24 protein-coding genes and 2 pseudogenes are annotated in these 17032 nt (G+C 69.5%); 17 read left to right on the top strand and 9 right to left on the bottom strand.

Going from position 1 to position 17032, the window contains the following annotated elements:
• Nucleotides 1-175: 175 nt before the first annotated feature.
• Both IEW07_RS19695 and IEW07_RS19690 read left to right on the top strand, forming a co-directional pair.
• Complete coding sequence (locus IEW07_RS19695) at nt 176-511, top strand: hypothetical protein (protein WP_188540330.1); 336 nt, start codon at nt 176-178, stop codon at nt 509-511.
• Between the two features lie 307 nt (nt 512-818).
• Entirely contained in the window at nt 819-1607 is a 789-nt protein-coding gene (locus tag IEW07_RS19690) for a CPBP family intramembrane glutamic endopeptidase (RefSeq protein ID WP_188540328.1), read from the top strand.
• Between the two features lie 83 nt (nt 1608-1690).
• Here IEW07_RS19690 and IEW07_RS19685 read toward each other — a convergent pair whose 3' ends face one another.
• Both IEW07_RS19685 and IEW07_RS19680 read right to left on the bottom strand, forming a co-directional pair.
• Nucleotides 1691-1852, bottom strand: a complete 162-nt coding sequence (locus tag IEW07_RS19685; protein WP_188540326.1) for a hypothetical protein — start codon at nt 1850-1852, stop codon at nt 1691-1693.
• Nucleotides 1853-1968: 116 nt separating this feature from the next.
• Nucleotides 1969-2262 carry a hypothetical protein gene (locus tag IEW07_RS19680; protein ID WP_188540324.1) on the bottom strand — a complete coding sequence of 98 codons (294 nt, stop codon included), beginning with the start codon at nt 2260-2262 and terminating at the stop codon, nt 1969-1971.
• A 352-nt stretch (nt 2263-2614) separates the two neighbouring features.
• Here IEW07_RS19680 and IEW07_RS19675 point away from each other — a divergent pair, with 352 nt between their 5' ends.
• From IEW07_RS19675 to IEW07_RS19655, 5 genes are all read left to right on the top strand, one after another.
• Nucleotides 2615-3277, top strand: a complete 663-nt coding sequence (locus IEW07_RS19675; RefSeq protein WP_188540322.1) for a hypothetical protein — start codon at nt 2615-2617, stop codon at nt 3275-3277.
• Nucleotides 3278-3482: 205 nt separating this feature from the next.
• On the top strand, nt 3483-3764 hold the full coding sequence (locus IEW07_RS19670; RefSeq protein WP_188540320.1) for a hypothetical protein: 282 nt from the start codon (nt 3483-3485) through the stop codon (nt 3762-3764).
• A 322-nt stretch (nt 3765-4086) separates the two neighbouring features.
• Nucleotides 4087-4440, top strand: coding sequence for a hypothetical protein (locus IEW07_RS19665; RefSeq protein WP_188540318.1), 354 nt, complete (start codon nt 4087-4089; stop codon nt 4438-4440).
• A 250-nt stretch (nt 4441-4690) separates the two neighbouring features.
• On the top strand, nt 4691-5266 hold the full coding sequence (locus IEW07_RS19660) for a hemerythrin domain-containing protein (protein ID WP_188540316.1): 576 nt from the start codon (nt 4691-4693) through the stop codon (nt 5264-5266).
• A 311-nt stretch (nt 5267-5577) separates the two neighbouring features.
• Nucleotides 5578-6348: a VldE C-terminal domain-containing protein gene (locus tag IEW07_RS19655; RefSeq protein WP_188540314.1), complete on the top strand. Its 771-nt coding sequence runs from the start codon at nt 5578-5580 to the stop codon at nt 6346-6348.
• A gap of 489 nt (nt 6349-6837) precedes the next feature.
• Here IEW07_RS19655 and IEW07_RS19650 read toward each other — a convergent pair whose 3' ends face one another.
• Nucleotides 6838-7443: an MFS transporter gene (locus IEW07_RS19650; protein ID WP_229741996.1), complete on the bottom strand. Its 606-nt coding sequence runs from the start codon at nt 7441-7443 to the stop codon at nt 6838-6840.
• Nucleotides 7444-7640: 197 nt separating this feature from the next.
• On the opposite strand from IEW07_RS19650, the gene IEW07_RS21805 reads away from it, so the two are divergent.
• The 3 genes and pseudogenes from IEW07_RS21805 (at nt 7641) to IEW07_RS19640 (ending at nt 8425) form a co-directional block, all read left to right on the top strand.
• Entirely contained in the window at nt 7641-7892 is a 252-nt protein-coding gene (locus IEW07_RS21805) for a hypothetical protein (RefSeq protein ID WP_371870252.1), read from the top strand.
• 21 nt (nt 7893-7913) lie between these two features.
• Nucleotides 7914-7982: pseudogene (locus IEW07_RS21800) on the top strand (hypothetical protein); the annotation flags it as partial.
• A 101-nt stretch (nt 7983-8083) separates the two neighbouring features.
• Nucleotides 8084-8425 (top strand): metal-sensitive transcriptional regulator, encoded by a 342-nt coding sequence (locus IEW07_RS19640; protein ID WP_188540312.1) that lies wholly within the window; start codon nt 8084-8086, stop codon nt 8423-8425.
• Between the two features lie 215 nt (nt 8426-8640).
• Here IEW07_RS19640 and IEW07_RS19635 read toward each other — a convergent pair whose 3' ends face one another.
• The gene (locus IEW07_RS19635; protein ID WP_188540310.1) at nt 8641-9684 is read right to left on the bottom strand and encodes a GlxA family transcriptional regulator; all 1044 of its coding nucleotides are present in this window, start codon (nt 9682-9684) and stop codon (nt 8641-8643) included.
• A 161-nt stretch (nt 9685-9845) separates the two neighbouring features.
• Here IEW07_RS19635 and IEW07_RS19630 point away from each other — a divergent pair, with 161 nt between their 5' ends.
• The gene (locus tag IEW07_RS19630) at nt 9846-10487 is read left to right on the top strand and encodes an isochorismatase family protein (RefSeq protein WP_188540308.1); all 642 of its coding nucleotides are present in this window, start codon (nt 9846-9848) and stop codon (nt 10485-10487) included.
• Nucleotides 10488-10608: 121 nt separating this feature from the next.
• Here IEW07_RS19630 and IEW07_RS19625 read toward each other — a convergent pair whose 3' ends face one another.
• Nucleotides 10609-11193: a nucleoside/nucleotide kinase family protein gene (locus IEW07_RS19625; protein WP_229741995.1), complete on the bottom strand. Its 585-nt coding sequence runs from the start codon at nt 11191-11193 to the stop codon at nt 10609-10611.
• Nucleotides 11194-11369: 176 nt separating this feature from the next.
• Nucleotides 11370-11585, bottom strand: a complete 216-nt coding sequence (locus tag IEW07_RS19620) for a hypothetical protein (protein WP_188540306.1) — start codon at nt 11583-11585, stop codon at nt 11370-11372.
• Nucleotides 11586-11881: 296 nt separating this feature from the next.
• Between IEW07_RS19620 and IEW07_RS19615 the strand changes: the two genes are divergently transcribed.
• Nucleotides 11882-12073: a CsbD family protein gene (locus tag IEW07_RS19615; protein WP_188540305.1), complete on the top strand. Its 192-nt coding sequence runs from the start codon at nt 11882-11884 to the stop codon at nt 12071-12073.
• Nucleotides 12074-12433: 360 nt separating this feature from the next.
• Here the strand turns inward: IEW07_RS19615 and IEW07_RS21795 are convergent, their stop codons facing one another.
• The gene (locus tag IEW07_RS21795; protein ID WP_188540303.1) at nt 12434-12970 is read right to left on the bottom strand and encodes a MarR family winged helix-turn-helix transcriptional regulator; all 537 of its coding nucleotides are present in this window, start codon (nt 12968-12970) and stop codon (nt 12434-12436) included.
• Here IEW07_RS21795 and IEW07_RS21790 point away from each other — a divergent pair.
• From IEW07_RS21790 to IEW07_RS19595, 3 genes are all read left to right on the top strand, one after another.
• Nucleotides 12896-13222, top strand: a complete 327-nt coding sequence (locus tag IEW07_RS21790; RefSeq protein WP_371870251.1) for a cupin domain-containing protein — start codon at nt 12896-12898, stop codon at nt 13220-13222. The genes IEW07_RS21795 and IEW07_RS21790 overlap by 75 nt on opposite strands.
• 134 nt (nt 13223-13356) lie before the next feature.
• Nucleotides 13357-14187 (top strand): SDR family oxidoreductase, encoded by an 831-nt coding sequence (locus IEW07_RS19600; protein WP_188540299.1) that lies wholly within the window; start codon nt 13357-13359, stop codon nt 14185-14187.
• A gap of 472 nt (nt 14188-14659) precedes the next feature.
• On the top strand, nt 14660-15292 hold the full coding sequence (locus IEW07_RS19595; protein WP_188540297.1) for a dihydrofolate reductase family protein: 633 nt from the start codon (nt 14660-14662) through the stop codon (nt 15290-15292).
• Between the two features lie 108 nt (nt 15293-15400).
• Here IEW07_RS19595 and IEW07_RS21785 read toward each other — a convergent pair.
• Nucleotides 15401-15577: pseudogene (locus tag IEW07_RS21785) on the bottom strand (recombinase family protein); the annotation flags it as partial.
• Nucleotides 15578-15721: 144 nt separating this feature from the next.
• Between IEW07_RS21785 and IEW07_RS19585 the strand changes: the two are divergent.
• A complete protein-coding gene (locus IEW07_RS19585) occupies nt 15722-16237 on the top strand; it encodes a putative immunity protein (RefSeq protein ID WP_188540295.1) in 516 nt (171 codons plus the stop codon).
• A 329-nt stretch (nt 16238-16566) separates the two neighbouring features.
• Nucleotides 16567-16746, top strand: coding sequence for a hypothetical protein (locus IEW07_RS19580; protein ID WP_188540294.1), 180 nt, complete (start codon nt 16567-16569; stop codon nt 16744-16746).
• A gap of 27 nt (nt 16747-16773) precedes the next feature.
• Here IEW07_RS19580 and IEW07_RS19575 read toward each other — a convergent pair whose 3' ends face one another.
• Complete coding sequence (locus tag IEW07_RS19575) at nt 16774-16914, bottom strand: hypothetical protein (RefSeq protein ID WP_188540293.1); 141 nt, start codon at nt 16912-16914, stop codon at nt 16774-16776.
• Nucleotides 16915-17032 lie beyond the last annotated feature (118 nt).

Below are 17032 nucleotides of genomic sequence, written 5' to 3'. Positions count from 1 at the left end.
TGGCCGCCTCACGTTCGGAACGCCACGCCCTCAGGGCCGGGTGTACACCACGCTAGGGGACGCCACTGGGTCGGTCGGAGGAGACATCCTTGTGGCACTGCTCATCTGCTCCCTACCGCATAAAGCCCGAGCAGACAGCTGGACGAGTCAGCACGTGCAACGAAGGAGGTGCTTGATGGGCCACAAGCACTCCTGCTCGTCCAGAGCGATTTCCACGGGACCTATGTGCGGCCTGGTCGTCACCGGGTGCGAGACCAGCCAGCACGCCCTGCACCCGCCGCTCTCCGGAGCACAGTCGGTGATCCTGGCAGCGATGGTCACAGTGGACCTCACCTGCGCCGAGCACGTGGAAGCGGCCGCGGTGGAGCAGCTGCATGCGGCCGTCGATAACGACCAGGCCCTCTCCCGGTGCCGCGTGCTCGAGGAGGCCGCGCAGAAGGGAAGGAGGTCTTACCGGTACGACGTCGACGCGGGCGCCGCGGCATCCCCCGGGGACCCCAACGTCGTTTGACGCTGCGCTCCACAGAGCCGACCGATCCGGCCTCCCCCCCCTGGCTCGAAGAAGTGATTGCGCCCGGCAGCACGAGGGAGAGGATCCGCCGCCGTTCCAGCCCGGCATGTCGTTCGCACTAGTGACACACCAGGGTGTCCTCGGCTTCCCCGAAACGATGCGTCGAGGTGGCAGAGTGCGAATGAGCCTGGCCGTCCTCGACGGCAGGCCCCCCGCGCTCCGCTCCTGGTCCCGATCCCGCGGCATCCCCCAGGCCGCTCCACGGCCTGCCCGCCGGGACCGTCGTCCGTGAGGAGAAGTGATATCGGTGAAGAACCTACGCACACGAAGCCCGATCTCACACGCCCTGGCCTGGATCGTCCTCCTGATCGTCCTGGTCGGGATCGGTGACACCGCCTCGGCGGCCATGGGCCGGGACAACGCCGTGACCGCCCCGATCCTGGTGGTGCTGTCCGTGGTTCTGCTGCTTTATGTGAAGGCCAACGGGTGGCTGGGCTACTACGGCCTGCGCGCCCCCCGTTCCGCCGACCACCGGGCCACGCTGTACTTTCTGCCGCTGCTGCTCATGGTCCTGCTGCAGGTCCCCAAGGGCTTCGACCACCGGCTCGACGGCCTCGACATCGCCCTGGTCGCGGTGCTCATGCTGTGCGTGGGGTTCCTGGAGGAGCTGATCTTCCGCGGTTTCCTCTACCAGGCGATCAGGGAGCAGAGCGGGGTGCGCCGGGCGATCGTGATCTCCGGGGTGACCTTCGGGATCGGCCACGTCGTGAACCTGGCCCGCGGCTACACCGGTGAGCAGCAGCTGCTCCAGATCGTCGTCGCCGTCGCGATCGGTCTCGTCCTGGCGCTGCTGGTGGCCCTGACCGGATCCATCATGCCCGGGGTGGTGTTCCACATCCTGCTCAACATCAGCGGCGACCTCACCACCATGGACCTGCAGCAGGAGCTGTACGTCTCCGCGGCGGTCCACGTCGTCTGTCTGGGGTACGGCGCCCACCTCGCGCGGCAGCTGCGCTGTCAGGGGCCGGCCGGGACCCAGGCAGTACCCCCAGCAGAGGCACAGAGGTCCGGGTCCGGGGTGCGCAGGGACACCTGACCCCCGCCGCCGGCCAGGACCGTGAGGACCGCTCGTCCACGAGCGGTGAAGGCGTTGCGCCGCAGATGCTCCGCCGGGGGCCGTCAGTGCGTGAGCCACCACTTCAGGGCGGCGAGGACGAGGAGGTTGCCGTGGACGAAGGCGGCGATCCGGCGCGCGGCGTCCTCGATCGGCACGGGGCGGTCCGCATGACTGTTGAGCAGCCACGACAGGCGCCGCCCGAGACGAGCTGTGGTGGCAGCCATGCCGACCACTCCAGGGAGTGTCCTGCGGATCACGGCGTTTCCTTGGTGCGTTCTCGCCGGCACAGCTCGGCCGCCGAGGCGTTCTGGCGTCCGGCGGGGCCTCCGGCAGGACGCCGCTAGGACTGGAAACCGGGGCGGGGAGCGTTCTGGCCGCCATCGTGCTGCACGGTGGAGCCGGGAACGGGATCGCTTCCTGACCGGTGCCACGGCGGAGCGCCCCGCGGCACCCGCTGCCCGCCCGCCGGCGGCACCTGCCGCCGCACTGGGCCCGGACGTTCGTATCGCGACTGGTTCTGTCGCGCAGTGCTGTGGGTGACCAGCACGATGACCCCCACGCCGATCGTTGCGATGATCACCAGCGCCAGGAACAGGGGGATGAGCGTGATCGGACTGTCGAACAGGCTTCCCATGGTGCCGTCCTTTCACAGGGGCGGGAGTCCGGCGGGCTGCGGAGAGGCAGACCCGATCTGCGTGGTCGTCGAGACGCTGTGCTGGTTCGCATCGGCGCCATTGCCAAGTCTGCGGCACCAGACCCTCTGCGGCGTGCTGCGACATGTCAGTGCAGAACGATGAACGTCATCTTGGCGTCCGTGATCACCGACGACGCCCCCTGCCTCCGTCGGGGCGGCAGGGACGGTCCAGGCCTGCTTCACCCGTAGCGGGGCATCCATCGACCTCTGCATCCTGGTGGGTGCGAGCCCCGTCCTGCTCAAGGCGTGGGTCAGCGGTGACTTGACGACTCCTGCGGCAGAGGATGGGTACATGAACAACTTCCGGCTCAGCTGGCAACGCCTGGATCCGCTGCAGAAGGGACTGCTCGTCGGTCTGGTGATCGGCGTGCTCATCGCCGCGCTCACCCGCCAGCTGTTGTGGGGCGCGGCGCTCGTGGGATGCGGAGCCGTGGTGGGTTGGTTCTTCGGCAAGGCCCGGCTCCGGCCGGAGGAGCGCGAGCATGCCGCACGGCTCGATCAACCGCTCTCCCCGTCCGGGTACCAGGACGGGGAGGACGAGAACGAGGACGAGGTGACCTTCCAGCGTCCCGCCGTCGCGCACTCCACCGTTGAGCCGCCGCCGAGCACTGGCCACGCCGCGGACCGGGAACTCGAGGTGGTCACCCGAGCCCGGGACGAGAACCTGCCCAACGCAGCCTTCACCCTGACCCTCTTCAACCGCCGCCACACCGGCCCCAGCCATCCCGGCCAGGAGCCGGTCGACGTCCATGCAGCCCTGGGAGACCTCCACGACGCGGAGTCCATCGACGACGCGATCCTGCGCGCCGAGGAGCTGCTCGCCCACGCCCAGGACCTGGGGTTCGGTGCCCGCAACGCCCGCAACGACCGGGCAGAGCTCCAGCTGTCCCACCCCGGGTTCAGCCCCGAGCACCTGGCCGAGGCCCTGAACTGGGGCTACCGGAGCGGCCGCTGACCACGTACCCGCACCCCGAGACGCCCTCCATCATCCGTATCGCCGGCTTTGCTGCCGTGGGCGCGTGGCTGGTCGTCCGCACCCGCCGCCGGCGCTCTCCCCGCCCCTTGGAGGACTCCGTGAACCACCGGTTCCGCCCCCACCGCAAGCCCGCTCCCGAGGCCCTCACCGAGGAGGAGCGCGAGTCCAGCCTGCGCTCGACGCGGTGTTCGCCCTGCACTACTTCAACCGGCGCTTCTCCGGTCACATCGCGGAGTACGGGCTGGGGAGGATCGACCTCGTCGAGGCGCTGGGGGACCTCTGCTCCCGCGAGCAGATCGACGAGGCGGTGGCACGTTGCGGTGCCCTGATCGAGGAGGGGATCCGCACGGGCTACGGCCCCTGGGACACCGACGCCGACATGGCGCACCTGCGCGCCGCTCACCCCGGCTTCAGCGACCGGTCCCTGGGCGACGCCCTGGACTGGGGGCACTACTACGGACGCTGAAGGGCCCCCGAGAGCGTTCGACCGTGATCCGCGCACCACGGGGATCACGACGACGACGGGGGCAGCCAGTCAGCGGTGTCCACGTCGTCGCAGGCCAGGAAGTCCAACGCATGTCGGTGCTGGACACCGCCGAGCCACGGCACGCGAGGCAGCTCCGTCATGGGGACCGCCCCGGGACGGGAGCCGGCCCTACCCGTCGGTAGGCGAAATGTGGGCCGATCGGAGGACACATCCTTGTGGCACCGGTCACCTCCTCCCTACCGTGGAAATAGGTCAAGCAGACGGCCGGAAGAGTCAGCACGTGCAACGAAGGATGTGCTAGATGGACCACAAGCTCTCCGTGCTCGTCCAGGTCGACCTCCACGGGACCTACGTGCGCCTGGTCGTCACCGGGTGCGTGACCGAGACCAACCAGCACGCCCTGCACCCGTTGATCGTCAGAGCGCAGACTCTGATCCCCTCCGGGATGGTCACCGTGGACCTCACCTGCGCCGAGCACGTTGAAGCGGCCGCGGTGGAGCAGCTGCGTGCAGCCGTCGATCACGATCAAACCCTGTCCCGGTGCGGCCTGGTCGAGGTGCTCTCCCCCGCCCGGCTGCCCGCTCACCGCCCCGTGACCGCCCTGCCACCACAGGCCCGGCACCGCCTCGGGTCCGCACTGCGGCTGTCGGCATGAGCACCAAGTGCATCTCCTACGACCGAGCGCTCACACGCGGGTGGATCCGGCACCGACGCTCACCCGCAGGAGAGGTGGACGCGGCATGCACAAGGAACACCGGACCGGTTCACGGGCGCTCGAGTGCCCTGGAGTCGTGATCTCTCAGCACGCCGGCCACGGCCATGACCGGCATGGCCTCCAGTCGGATGCTGCGCCCGTGTACTCGTACTTTCGTTCAGGAACCAACGACCCGAAGGAGGGACCTCTCATGAGCGAGACCCATGCTGGTGGACCGGGTGCGGATGTCGTCGACATCCTCACCATCGACCACCGGGAAATGCTGGAACTGATCGGCCAGATCGAGAGCACACCGGATGCCGACCGGCGCAGGGACCTGGCCGACACCGTGATCGCGGAGGTGATGCGCCACGCCGTGGCCGAGGAGATGTACGTCTACCCCGCCATCGCCAAGCACGTGCCCAACGGTGCCGAGGAGGTCGCCCACGACAAGCAAGAGCACGACGAGATCGTCCAGGTGATGAAGCGGATGGAGGACGCCGACGCCTCCGGCACGACGTTCATGGACCTGGTCCGGCAGCTGGAGGAACATCTGCGCCACCACATCGACGAGGAGGAGTCCGACCAGTTCCCGAGGCTGCGACTTCACATCCCTGTCGAAGACCGCGTCGATCTGGGCGAGAAGGTGCAGAACGCCAAGAAACTGGCACCCACCCGACCGCACCCCCACGCTCCGCACTCCGCGCTGTTCCACAAGACCGTGGGCCCAGGGGTGGGCATGGTCGACCGGCTCCGGGACAAGCTCACAGGACGGCACACCGGCTGAGACGGCAAGGACGAACCCCGGCCCCGCTGCCGCGCAGGACGAGGCCGGCCGTGGCGGCCGACCCGGTCCACCAGTCCGTGGCCTCAGCGTGCCGGACACCCGCAGGGGAACCTGTGCCGTTGCGTGGAGGTCCTCGCCGGGTGCCGCCCGTTCTGCTATAGCTGGAGCACCGCCACGCCACGAAAGGGATGCGTCATCGCAAGGAAGATCGCCGTGCCGGGCACCGGAGCCCTCGGACCCACCCCGGCCCGGGTGCCGGCCCGACCCGGCACCCACGAGGTCGCCGTGCTGCCGGCACGTCCGTGCTCGCCATGACCGTCGATGAGCGGCACGGAGGCCGGCGCCGCCTCCTGCGCCCGCTCCTGGGCCTTCTGCTGCTGCTCGGGGTGCTCGCGGGGACGCTGGTGCTCCTCGGGCCCGGCGTGCTCAGCGGCCTGCGCGCCGGCGACGGCTGGCCGCCCTGGGGCGCGGAGTGCACGGTCGAGACCTCCGAGGGGGAGGTGGGCCTCGACCGTGATCAGGCGAAGCGGGTCATGACGGCGGTGGCGCTCTCGGCCCGCGGGATGGAGGCCCCGGACACCACCGGGATCGACGAGGCGGTGCTGCAGCGGCTGGCCGACGGGCCGCCCGAGGACGCCGCTGCGAGCCTGGCCTGCCGCGGCTCAGCCGACCGCGACCTCCAGGAACAGCAGCTGACCGGCACCGGCCTGACCCCGCGCGCCGAGCGGCTTCGTGGAGCGATGACCGAGGTGTTCGGTGAGCAGAGCCTGGGCGGCTTCGCCCCGGGTGGCATCGACCAGGGCCACGGGGCGGAGTCGACGCACTACGACGGCCGCGCCGTCGACGTCTTCTTCCGCCCGGTGACCGAGGAGAACCGGCGCCAGGGATGGCTGTTGGCCCACTGGCTGGTCGCTCATGCCGAGGACCTGGACGTCCAGTACGTCATCTTCGACGACCGGTTCTGGAGCGTCCACAGCTCGCGAGGGCAGTGGCAGGACTACGACGCGCCCGAGCCCGGCAACGAGATCCTGCGTCACCTCGACCATGTCCACGTCGACGTGCTGCGCGGAGACCCTGGCTGAGGAGCAGGTCCCGGGCGACCTGTGTGGCCGGCTCCCCCGCCTCAGTGAGCGGCGGGGAGCGGGGTGATGGTCGGCAGCCGTATGACGCGGTGCGCGGCGTCCTGAATGGTGTGGGCGAGGGCGTCCAGGTCGAGGTCGGGCACGCGGAAGCGGGCGACGGTGGCGGTGGCAGTGATGGACCCGGCGATGGTGCTGTCGATGAACTAGGGGGCACTGAGGCCGTAGGCGTCAGGAGTGCGTTCGCCGTCGGAGTGCCCGAGGCTCTCCTGGTCGTCGCGGCGATCCTCGCCGCCCTGAGCACGGTGGCCATCACAGCCGCCGGAGCCCGCCTGGACCTCAGCACCGTGGAGTGAGCGGCAGTTGCGGCCCGGACGACGAGCTCCGAGCGCCCGCCAGAGGCGGGCCGCCCAGGGGTTCCCGATGGTGCTCCACCAGGTCCCCCGCGCCGGCGGCGGAGGAGCTGGTGGTCAGGGCTTCCTGGCTCCTGCCTCAACGTGCCGTTGCGGGGAGGGCGTCGGCAGGATCGGGTGTGTCCTCCTCGGTCGCCGGCCGGGCGTTGAGGGTGAATCCCCCCAGGGTCCCGGTGAGCACCCCGCCCACCAGCAGTCCGACCACGATGCCCAGACCGGACATCGCCCCGTAGAGCGACAGCGCGTTGTCGCGCATCTTCCGGTCGGAGAAGGTCGTGGCGATCAGGGCCAGGGCGTTCGGTGCGGTCATCGCCGCTCCGAGGCCCTGCACGGCCCGCGCCACGATGAGCATCGCGGTGCTCTGCCCGAGGCCGCCGACCAGTGAGGCGACGATGAAGACGGTGATGCCGGCCTCCAGGGTCCGACGACGCCCGAACAGGTCCCCGATCCGGCCGCCGAGCAGCAGCAGCGCCCCGAAGGCGAGGATGCAGGCGTGGACGATCCACGGCAGGTGCACCGCTGTGACCCCGAGCTCGCGCTGGATGGACGGCAGCGCGATGTTGACGATCGAGTCGTCGAGCACCAGCATCAGCTGGGCGGTGGCGATCACCAGCAGCGGGACCAGCCCGCCCCGGGAGCCCCCGGCAGCGTCGGGCCGCGTGGACGCGGACGGGACAGAAGGCATCGGAGAGCTCCTCACTGCGGGCACTGCGGGCACTGCGGGATGTCGGTGCGCGAGGAGGTCCACGGGATGGCGGGCGTGACCGGGGTGGAGGTCAGCCAGCAGAGCGGCCTGCTGACCCTCACCAGCGCTGAGCCGGTGGACGAGGCGGAGGTCGTCGCCGCCGTCTGAGAGGCCGGCTATCAGGTGGTGCGGTCAGCGTGAACGCCGCCGGACGTCTGGGGGTCTACCAGGCGGGGCCGGCGGTGGCCTTCACCGGGGCCTTCGCCGTCGAGACCACCTCTGCCGCCCCCGGAAGTCACCGTGGAGCAGGACGGGTATCTCCTCCAAGGGGTCTCCAGGGACTGGCCCTGACCGCCGAGCCTGCCCAGGGCAACAACGACACCGCCGAGTGCCCGGTCATGGTCGCCACCCCCGTCGACAGGGCCGACGCCGAGGCGGCCGGGCTCTAGCGCGACCACGCCGGCCAGGGATACTGGTTCTGCTGCGCCGGTTGCGCTCCGGCCTTCGACGCCGACCCCGCCAAGTACGCCCCGGCCTGATCCCAGGCACCGCCCCCGGCACCGGCGGCCCTGGACCAGCTCCACAGCTGGTCCAGGGCCGCCGGCCCACACGGAACCGACCGAAAGACGACGACACCACCATGGACACCACACCTGTCCCCGGCACCTCCAGCGACACCCCCGCCGCCGAGTGCCACACCGCCCACGGCTACATCAGCGACAAGGACCGCTACCTGGCCCGCCTCAAGCGCATCGAGGGCCAGGCCCGCGGCATCGCCCGGATGGTCGACGAGGAGCAGTACTGCATCGACATCCTCACCCAGATCTCCGCCCTGACCTCCGCGCTGCGCAACGTCGGACTGGGACTGCTCGATGACCACATGAGGCACTGCGTCGCCGACGCCGCCCAGCTCGGTGGCGAAGCCGCCGACGCCAAGTTCAAGGAAGCCTCCGACGCCATCGCCCGCCTCGTGCGCTCGTGACTCCCGGTCGTGGACCGGGACGGCAGCGAACGCCCTGAGGCCGCGTCCCCCGCGATCCTCGGCTTGCTTCCTCGAGCACCGCACACGTGCTCCAGAAGTGCCTCCGGCGCGCGGCCTGGCCAGGCTCCTCGCCGGTGATGAGCTTCGGCAACATGTCCGGGATCAGCCGCACGGGCCCCCCGGAGACCCGATCCGCGACGCAGCCGGCCGCTGCTTCATGCCTCTGACAGGTGAGTCCCGCCCGCCTCCTCACAGACTTCAGGCACCTTTTCTTTTTCATGCACCGAGGGCCGATGCACCTGACGGGCGGTCGCCCTGAGGGCGAAGCTGCGCCGGTAGGCAGAGGGCGTGGTGGCGTAGGCCGCGGTGAAGTTCTGCCGCAGCGTGACAGCACTGCCGAAACCGCAGGCCAGCGCGATCCGGTCGACACCCCAGTCCGTGGTCTCCAGCAGACTCCGGGCCTCGTCGAGGCGACGAGCCAGGACCCACCGGGCGGGGGTGGTGCCGGTGGTGCCGCGGAAGCGGCGCACGAAGGTCCGGCGGCTCATCCGGGCATGGGAGGCGAGCTCGTCGATGGACAGGGGCTCGTGCAGCCGGGCCATCGCCCAGTCGAGCGTGGCGGCCAGGGGATCCCCGCTGTCGGGCCGGGCGATCGGACGCTCGATGTACTGTGCCTGGCCACCTTCCCGGTGCGGGGCCACGACCAGGCTGCGGGCGACCCGGTTGGCGGCAGCAGCACCGAGATGCTTGCGGACCAGGTGAAGGCAGGCGTCCAGGGAGGACGCCGTGCCGGCGGAGGTCATGACGTCGTCGTGGTCGATGTAGAGCACCGAGTCGTCCACGGCCAGCTCCGGGTGACGGACCGCGAGTTCCTCCATGCCCTGCCAGTGGGTCACGGCCGGCCGGCCGGACATCAGACCGACCTCGGCGACGGCGAAGGCACCCATGCACAGACCCACCACACCAGCCCCGCGCGCATGCGCGCCGACGAGCACGGTGCGCAGCGGATCGGCGACCGCCACCGGCGGATACGGCCAGGACGGGATCACCACCAGGTCGGCGTCCTCCACGGCTTCCGGTCCGGCGATACCGCCCAACGAGTGCCCTTCGGCCGTCGTGATCGTGTCCGTGCCCGTGCTCCACAGCACCGTGTCCCAGCCCTCGGCCAGACCCAGCCCGGTGACTTCGCCGAACACCAGCTGCGGCACGGCCAGGTGGAACATCGTCACGCCCTCGAACGCATAGATCGCGATCCGCACCAGACTCCGCTCCCCCCTTGGGGCCACAGCGGAGGAGAAGTGGCCCGATCTCATCGTAATCGTGCACGCGGGCCGCTCGCGGCGGCGATCGGCCCGGCCGGAGTATTGGGGTACGGACCGAGCGCCCCCGCCGGCCTGCCACCAGTTTCAGAGGAGACACCGTGACTGCACCCCACCGCGCCCTGGTCGTCGTCGACGCCCAGATGGAATACTTCGACGGCCCGATGGGCATCCAGCACCCGCCCCGCGAGGAGTCGCTGGCCAACATCAGCCGCGTTGTCGATGTCGCCGCCCAGCAGGACATGCCGGTTGTGATGGTCCAGCACGAGATGGGTGAGGAGTCGCCCATCTTCGCGGCCGGTTCGAAGGGATACGCGCTCCATCCTGATCTCGAGCGGATCGACGGCCGGGAGTGGAAGCGGGTCGTGAAGGGGTACGGCAGCGTCTTCGCCGGCACCGATGTGGCCGACTGGCTGCGTGAGCGTGGAGTCGACACGATCACGATCGTCGGATATATGACCAACAACTGCGACCTGGCGACCGCGGTCGAGGCCGAAGGGCACGGTTTCGCCGCCGAGATCCTCTCCGATGCCACCGGGGCGATCCACCTCGCCAATGAGGCCGGTCGGGTCTCGGCCGAGGATCTCCACCGCACCCTGATGGTGCTGCTGCAGTCGAACTTCGCCGCGGTCACCACCACAGCGGACTGGGTGGAGGCGGTCTCCGCCTGCGAGTCCCTGGTCCGCAGCAACCTCGTCGTCTCGGCGATGAGCGGAGCAGAGGCGTTCGTCAGCTGCTCCTAGTCCGCCGGTCCCCGGGCCGATGCTGATCATCGCACCGATCTCGGACCGGTCCCATCCGGTCAAGCGTGCTGACACCACCGTGCCGTCCTCCTCCTTCGAGAACCGGTCCGACGCTGCAGGTTCATCTCAGGACGGCGGAGCCGGTGAGCCGGGCGAGAACCGCCTCGGGCGCCCCGGTGGCGTCCACCACGGCCCAGCCCCGGGCACCGGCGAACTCCAAGTAGGTCGCACGGGTCGTGCGCAGATACTCCAGCGACTCGTCGTCCTCCCCGCGGGCGAGAATCCGTGCACGGGCGGTCTCGGCCGGGACGTCGAGCACGACCACGACCGCCCCGTGCAGCCACCGGGCTGACAGCCACGGCAGGACCCGCCCCGGTGGCAGACCCCGGACTCTGCGCAGCACCAGTTGGCACACCAGGTGGCGGTCGATCACCACCAGACCGTCCCGGCGCCCGGCCCGAGCCTGGGCGACCAGGACGTTGGCGGTGCGCACCACCGTTTCGACCCGGTCCGCCCACCGCACCGGCACTTCCACGCCGAAGCGCGCCGAGGTGCGTGCCAGCCAACGGCGACCGGATCGGTTGCGCAACAGAATCGCCTCCCGCCCCGACTCCCGTTCCGCCGCCACCAGCGCCGCGGCTGTCGTCGTCTTCCCTGCCCCGTCGATGCCCAGCAGCACGATGATCCGAGCTCGGCGGCCCGACACGCCTCCTCGGTTCCGCCGTGGATTCTCCGGCATGACAGGACGCACCCGGACCGCCGTCACCGGGCTGTTCCTGACGCTGTGGGACGGCACACTGATCACGCCTTTCTCACCGTCAGGGGTTTCGCGCACGTCGTGCGGCGCTCCACCGGGATCCGGGTCGAGGAGCCCTCGCTCGCTCAGTCGAGGAAGCCGGTGGCCGGGTTGATGCCCGCGAGGAAGTCCTTGATGGCCTGTTCCATCTCTGTCCGGCTCAGCGGGCCACCGGCGCAGGTGAACCCGTAGCCGACCGGGTGGTTGAGCCAGTCGAAGTCGTAGACGCCGGAGGCGCCGGGGCGGGCCTTCACGGAGAAGTCCTGTCCGTCGAGGACGATCCTGATCGCTTCGGCGCTCATCTGCGGCACACTCCTTCGACCGTACTCCGATGCTGACGGCATCGTGCACCCATCCTCGTCCCTCAGGACGTGTCCTGCGACTCGGTGGAGCGGTTTGACAGAGGAGAGGAACGGTCGGTGGTGGGGTGCTGACGGCCGGGGCGTGCGCACCCATCGCGTAGGCCAGACCCCCATGCTCCCGGCCAAGGCCGAGACGAACACCAGGGTGGGACCGAAACGTGGGCCCCGCCCGTTCCCTCACCGTGGTCTCGGGCCTACCCTGGAGGCACCTGCCCATCCGCTCCAGAGGAGTTCCTGTGGGACTCGCAGACAAGATCAACAACGCCGCGGACACGGCCGCCGGGGCCGCCAAGAAGAAGGTGGGCGAGGCCACGAACAACCGTGATCTGCAGGCCGAAGGCCAGGCGCAGGAGAGCACCGGCCACCTCAAGCAGGCCGGCGAGAAGCTCAAGGACGCAGCCAAGGACGTCACCGAGGGCCTGAAGTAACCGCGCTGCACCTGGTGACCTGCAAAGGACCAGCGCTGGGATCTGCGAGGGGCTCCAGGGGTGCTGTGCGCCCCACAGGCCTCCCCGCATCCGTTGCCCCCGGGGCTGCTTCTCCGACCCGTGGGGCACGGGTGTGCCCGAGGAGAACCTGAAGTCCGGACGGCCGGCACAGGCAGCGCCCGGAGGAGTGCACGGTCACCCCTCCGAGGCGTCGATCGAGCCAGGCTTCGACCTGCTCGCCGTCAGCCGTTCACCTCGTCACTCGTCAGCTGCCAGGGTGCGCAGGATGCGCAGCAGCTCGACCCGGTCGTGGGGCGGGAGCCTCTTCAGCAGGCCGGTGTCCACCTGCTCGACGTGCCGCTACGAGCGGCTCAGCAGTTCCTTCCCCGCCGGGGTCAGCTCCACCTCGCGCCGCCGATTGTCGTCCGCACGCGCGTGGCGGACCACCAGACCCCGCTTCTCCAGGCGGAGCAGCATCTCCGTGAGCGTCGCCTTGCTGCTGGCCGCCGCGTCGACCAGGGCGCCCTGTTGGTGGTGTTCGTGGGGATGATCCTGTTCTTCTTCAAGATCGAGACGAGCAAGGACCAGACCTTCATGGATCTGAGCCTGTTCTCGAACATGACCTTCTCCGGCGCCACCCTGTCCGACTTCCTGCTCGACGGGGCCGCCGGCACCCTGATTGTCTCCCTCGGCCTGGTCCAGCGAGCCGCGGGATTCACCTCCCTGCAGTCCGGCCTGGGCTTCTACGCGACCCCGTCCACCGACGCGGCCCTGTCCAACGTCCCGGACGCCAAGGCCGGATCCGCAGCCGGCATCTACAAGATGGCCTCCTCGCTGGGCGCGGCCTTCGGCGTGGCGATCTCCGCCGCCATCTTCGCCGCCGGCCAGACCCTGCACGTGACCGAGGGCGTGGGGCTGATCCAGGCCCGTGGTGGTGAGGTGGTGGTGATGCGCCCGGGGGACACCGTCTACACCCCGCCCGGGGAGGAGCACCGGCACGGGGCAGCACCTGAGCACTTCATGACGCATCTGGCCATGTGGGAAGCCCCCGCCCCGGGGGATGACCGGCCCGAGACCGAGTGGGGCGCCCACCTCACCGACGACGAGCACCTCCGAGCGACACCCCCCGTGCCGACCGGCCCCCGCTGAACCGACCTGTTCACGAACGTCCAGGATCAGCAATAACCGCCGGCCCCTCGTCCACGCGGTACAGCAGGTGGCCGACGCCCGCGACGCGGATCACCGCAGGGCGAGGCAGCGAAAAGAATCAAGGAGGACCAGAGATGAGCAATGTCATCGTCGTCATCGGAGCCGGCTCGATCGGGCAGGCGATCGCCCGACGCGTGGGCGCGGGCAAGCACGTCCTGCTGGCCGATCTGCGTCACGAGAACGCAGACGCGGCCGCGCAGGTGCTCGCCGATGCGGGTTTTCAGGTGAGCACCGCCGTCGTGGACGTCTCCTCCCGCGAGTCCGTGCACGCACTCGTGGAGACCGCCACCGCGGCCGGCGAGGTCACCGGCGTCATCCACGCCGCCGGGGTCTCACCCAGTCAAGCCGCGCCGGAGACCATCCTGAAGGTCGACCTGTACGGCACCGCCTTGGTCCTGGAGGAGTTCGGCGCGGTGATCGCCCACGGCGGAGCCGGTGTGGTCATCGCCTCCCAGTCCGGGCACCGGCTGCCCGCCCTCACCCCCGAGGAGGACGAGGCGCTGGCGACCACGCCCGTCGAGGAACTTCTCGCCCTGCCCATGCTCCAGCCCGATCAGGTCACCGATCCGCTGCTGGCCTACCAGCTCGCCAAGCGCGGCAATGTGCTGCGCGTGAAGGCCGAGGCCGTGCGCTGGGGCCGCCGTGGCGCCCGCGTGAACGCCATCAGCCCCGGCATCATCATCACCCCGCTGGCCCGCGACGAGCTCACCGGCCCACGCGGCGAGGGGTACCGTCGGATGCTCGACCTCAGCCCCGCCGGGCGGGCCGGAACCCCCGACGAGGTGGGAACCGTGGGCGAGCTGCTGATGACCGACCGCGGCGCGTTTCTCAGCGGCAGCGACATCCTCATGGACGGCGGCGTCACCGCCTCCTACATGTACGGTCCCCTCGCTCCCGGCAACTGAGCGAGGACTGCAACAGTTACGACGCGAGGGTGGCGGAGCCGCGTGCCGCAACTATCGAGCCCATAGGGATGAGGGCGTCCACATCTCCCCCCACGAGGTTCAGCACCCGCAGTCCAGTACCACTCCTGCGCAACTGCTCGGTGAAGGCCAGCATGCTCTGGGTCCACCGACGGTGCCCCCACAGGCCCCCTCACCGCAACGCGGTCCGCCTCCAACCGGCCATATGCAAAAGTTCCCTTGCATGCCGCCTTCCGGTCTTCACTCGGGGCATCGGCGGCATCTTTCTTGGCAGCTCCGCGGACAGGCCGGATCAGATGTCACTCAGCCGTGCATCTAGTCCATGTTGACCTGCCCGAAGCGCCACAGCTCCAGGACTACGGCGGCGTCGGCGACAGGTGCCTCTTTCCCCGAGTGCGCTGAGCGGTCATCATCGTCAGAGGACGGAGTCGCCGAGATCGAAGGAGCACCCGCCATGTCACTGGCCCGCGTCCACAACTTCTCCGTCTCGCTCGACGGCTTCGGCACCGGTGAGGGTCTGAGCCAGGATGCCCCCTTCGGGCACGCCGGACAGAGGTTGCACCAGTGGATGATCGCCACCCGGTGGTGGGATCCCGGCGGCAGCGGCGGCGTGGACGACGCTTTCGCCCAGCAGCACGGTGTGGGGATCGGCGCCGAGATCATGGGGGCGGGGAAGTTCGGCTATCCCGGGTGGCACGAGGACCCCGGGTGGAAGGGCTGGTGGGGTCCCAACCCACCGTTCCACACCCCCGTCTTCGTCCTCACCCATCACACACGCCCATCGATCGAGATGGAGGGCGGCACCACGTTCCACTTCATGGACGCCTCACCCGCGGAGGCGCTCGAGACGGCGCGCAGGGCCGCGGACGGCCAGGATGTGCGCATCGGCGGAGGTCCCACCACGGTCCGCGACTTCCTGGCGGCCGGGCTCGTCGATCATCTGCACGTGGTGGTGGTCCCGATCCTGCTGGGCCGTGGCAAACGCCTGTGGGAGGGGCTGGAGGGTCTGGAAGCGGGCTACCGGGTCGAGGCCACCTCCTCCCCCAGTGGAGTCACCCATATGACGTTCACCCGCACGAGCGTCTGAACCGCCCCGGTCGGTCATCCGGCGGCCGGCGCGGCCCATGGCCTCGACCGGCCGATGCGTCGTCCACGACCACCCCGACGGCGTCCGCTCAGACGCCCGGCACGGGCAGGCCAGAGCCGCCGTGACGGTGAAGACCATCGAGCCCATCGGGGTGGCAGTGTCCACGTCTCTCCCCCTCCCCCCGAGGTTGAGCACCCGCAACCCTGCGCCCCTGCCCTGCAGGGCCTCGACGAACGCCAGCATGTTCTGCGTCGACCGCCCCAGACGGTCCAGCGGAGTGACGACCTGCATGAACACACTGGAAGCAGAGTGGAACGAGTCCAGCAGGTGCGAGAACTCGTCCCGTATGACTGGCAGAGCCGGGAGTAGGCTCCAAGGTGGCCGACCAGAGGTTGTCCGGCGGCCTACGTCTCCAGGGAGCTGCCGATCATGATTCTCCCGAAGGTTCCCGATCCGCGCCTGGTCACGATCCGCCGCGGTGGGACCTTGACGGATGCGGATCATCATCTGCTCGCTCTCTGGGCGGCCTCGTGCGCTGAGCACGTCCTCCATCTGTTCGAGTCCGCTCACCCCCAGGATCGTCGACCGCGCTTGGCCATCGAATACGCCCGCGCATGGGTGCGTGGCGAGGTCACGATGATGGCCTCCCGCGCGGCAGGAGGTCATGCCATGGCCGCGGCCCGGGACAAGCGAGGGGCAGCCCGACACGCCGCCTACGCAGCAGGTCAGGCCGGCGCAGTGGCCCACGTCGCCGCCCATGATCTCGGCGCGGCCGCGTACGCGATCAAGGCCGCACGAGCCGCCGTTTCGCACGGCGAGGCCGAGACCGCGAGGCGAGATGAATGCCGGTGGCAGCGTGCCCAACTCCCGGAACCGATTCGCGAGCTCGTGCTCGAGGACGAACGACGGCGCAACGACATCTGCTGGTCGGTCTTCGACTGCTGAGGGGGTATCGGACGAGACATCGCGGCGGGGTGCACCCCCGTCAGTTACAGACCGGTAGCCGGCCTGATGTGAAGCGGAAACGATTCCATATGCGCTCTGCACACATCGTGAGGTTCCGGGTAACGGCGCCGCCGCTCCCTCGATATGCTCTTCACCTGGGCCGATTCGGCGTAAGCACCGCAGGGCGCCGGGTCGTGCGTGGCGTGGAAGAAGCCTACGCTCAACGGACCCATTCGCCTTCTGACGTCGGCATTCGTTGGCGGTGATTGCGTGGGACGCAATCTGTGTGCGAGGACCGCAATCGGTTTCCGGAGCCTGAGGACGGTCTCATGGACCACGACGGTGAGAACGTGCGGTTCGCTCCCGTCGGCGGGCACGCCCCTGATCGTGAGGTGTTCCTGGCCAGTGCCTTGAACGGATGGGTTCCTCAGCAGTCGGTGAAGGACTTCTCGTCGGCGACGATCTGGGCCCGGCGCAATGTCGTGATGAGTCTCGTGGACTTCTCTTGAATCGCCAACAGTCCCGATGGCCTGCGATCACCGAAAAACCGGATAACGCGTTTCCCCATCAGTAAAGACTTCACCTGCGTTCGCCGCGCTCAGCTGCGGGCTCTCTTCCGGCTCGTCACCGGGTGTCGGTGGGTTCACGTCCACCAGTGTCTCGATGTTCTCGCTCATGTCGACCCTCCAGCCCCGAAGGGGGCGATTGGGCCTCTTACACCGTTGTTGCGGCTCTGTCGCACTTTCGGTGATTGGGTGGGCGTCCGTCAGCCGAGGAGGATGCGGTGGCGGAGCA

The organism is Kocuria dechangensis (assembly GCF_014636775.1).
GTDB lineage: Bacteria > Actinomycetota > Actinomycetes > Actinomycetales > Micrococcaceae > Kocuria > Kocuria dechangensis.
The sequence above is the reverse complement of the archived record's forward strand: the minus strand, read 5'-3'. Positions and strand labels throughout refer to the sequence as shown.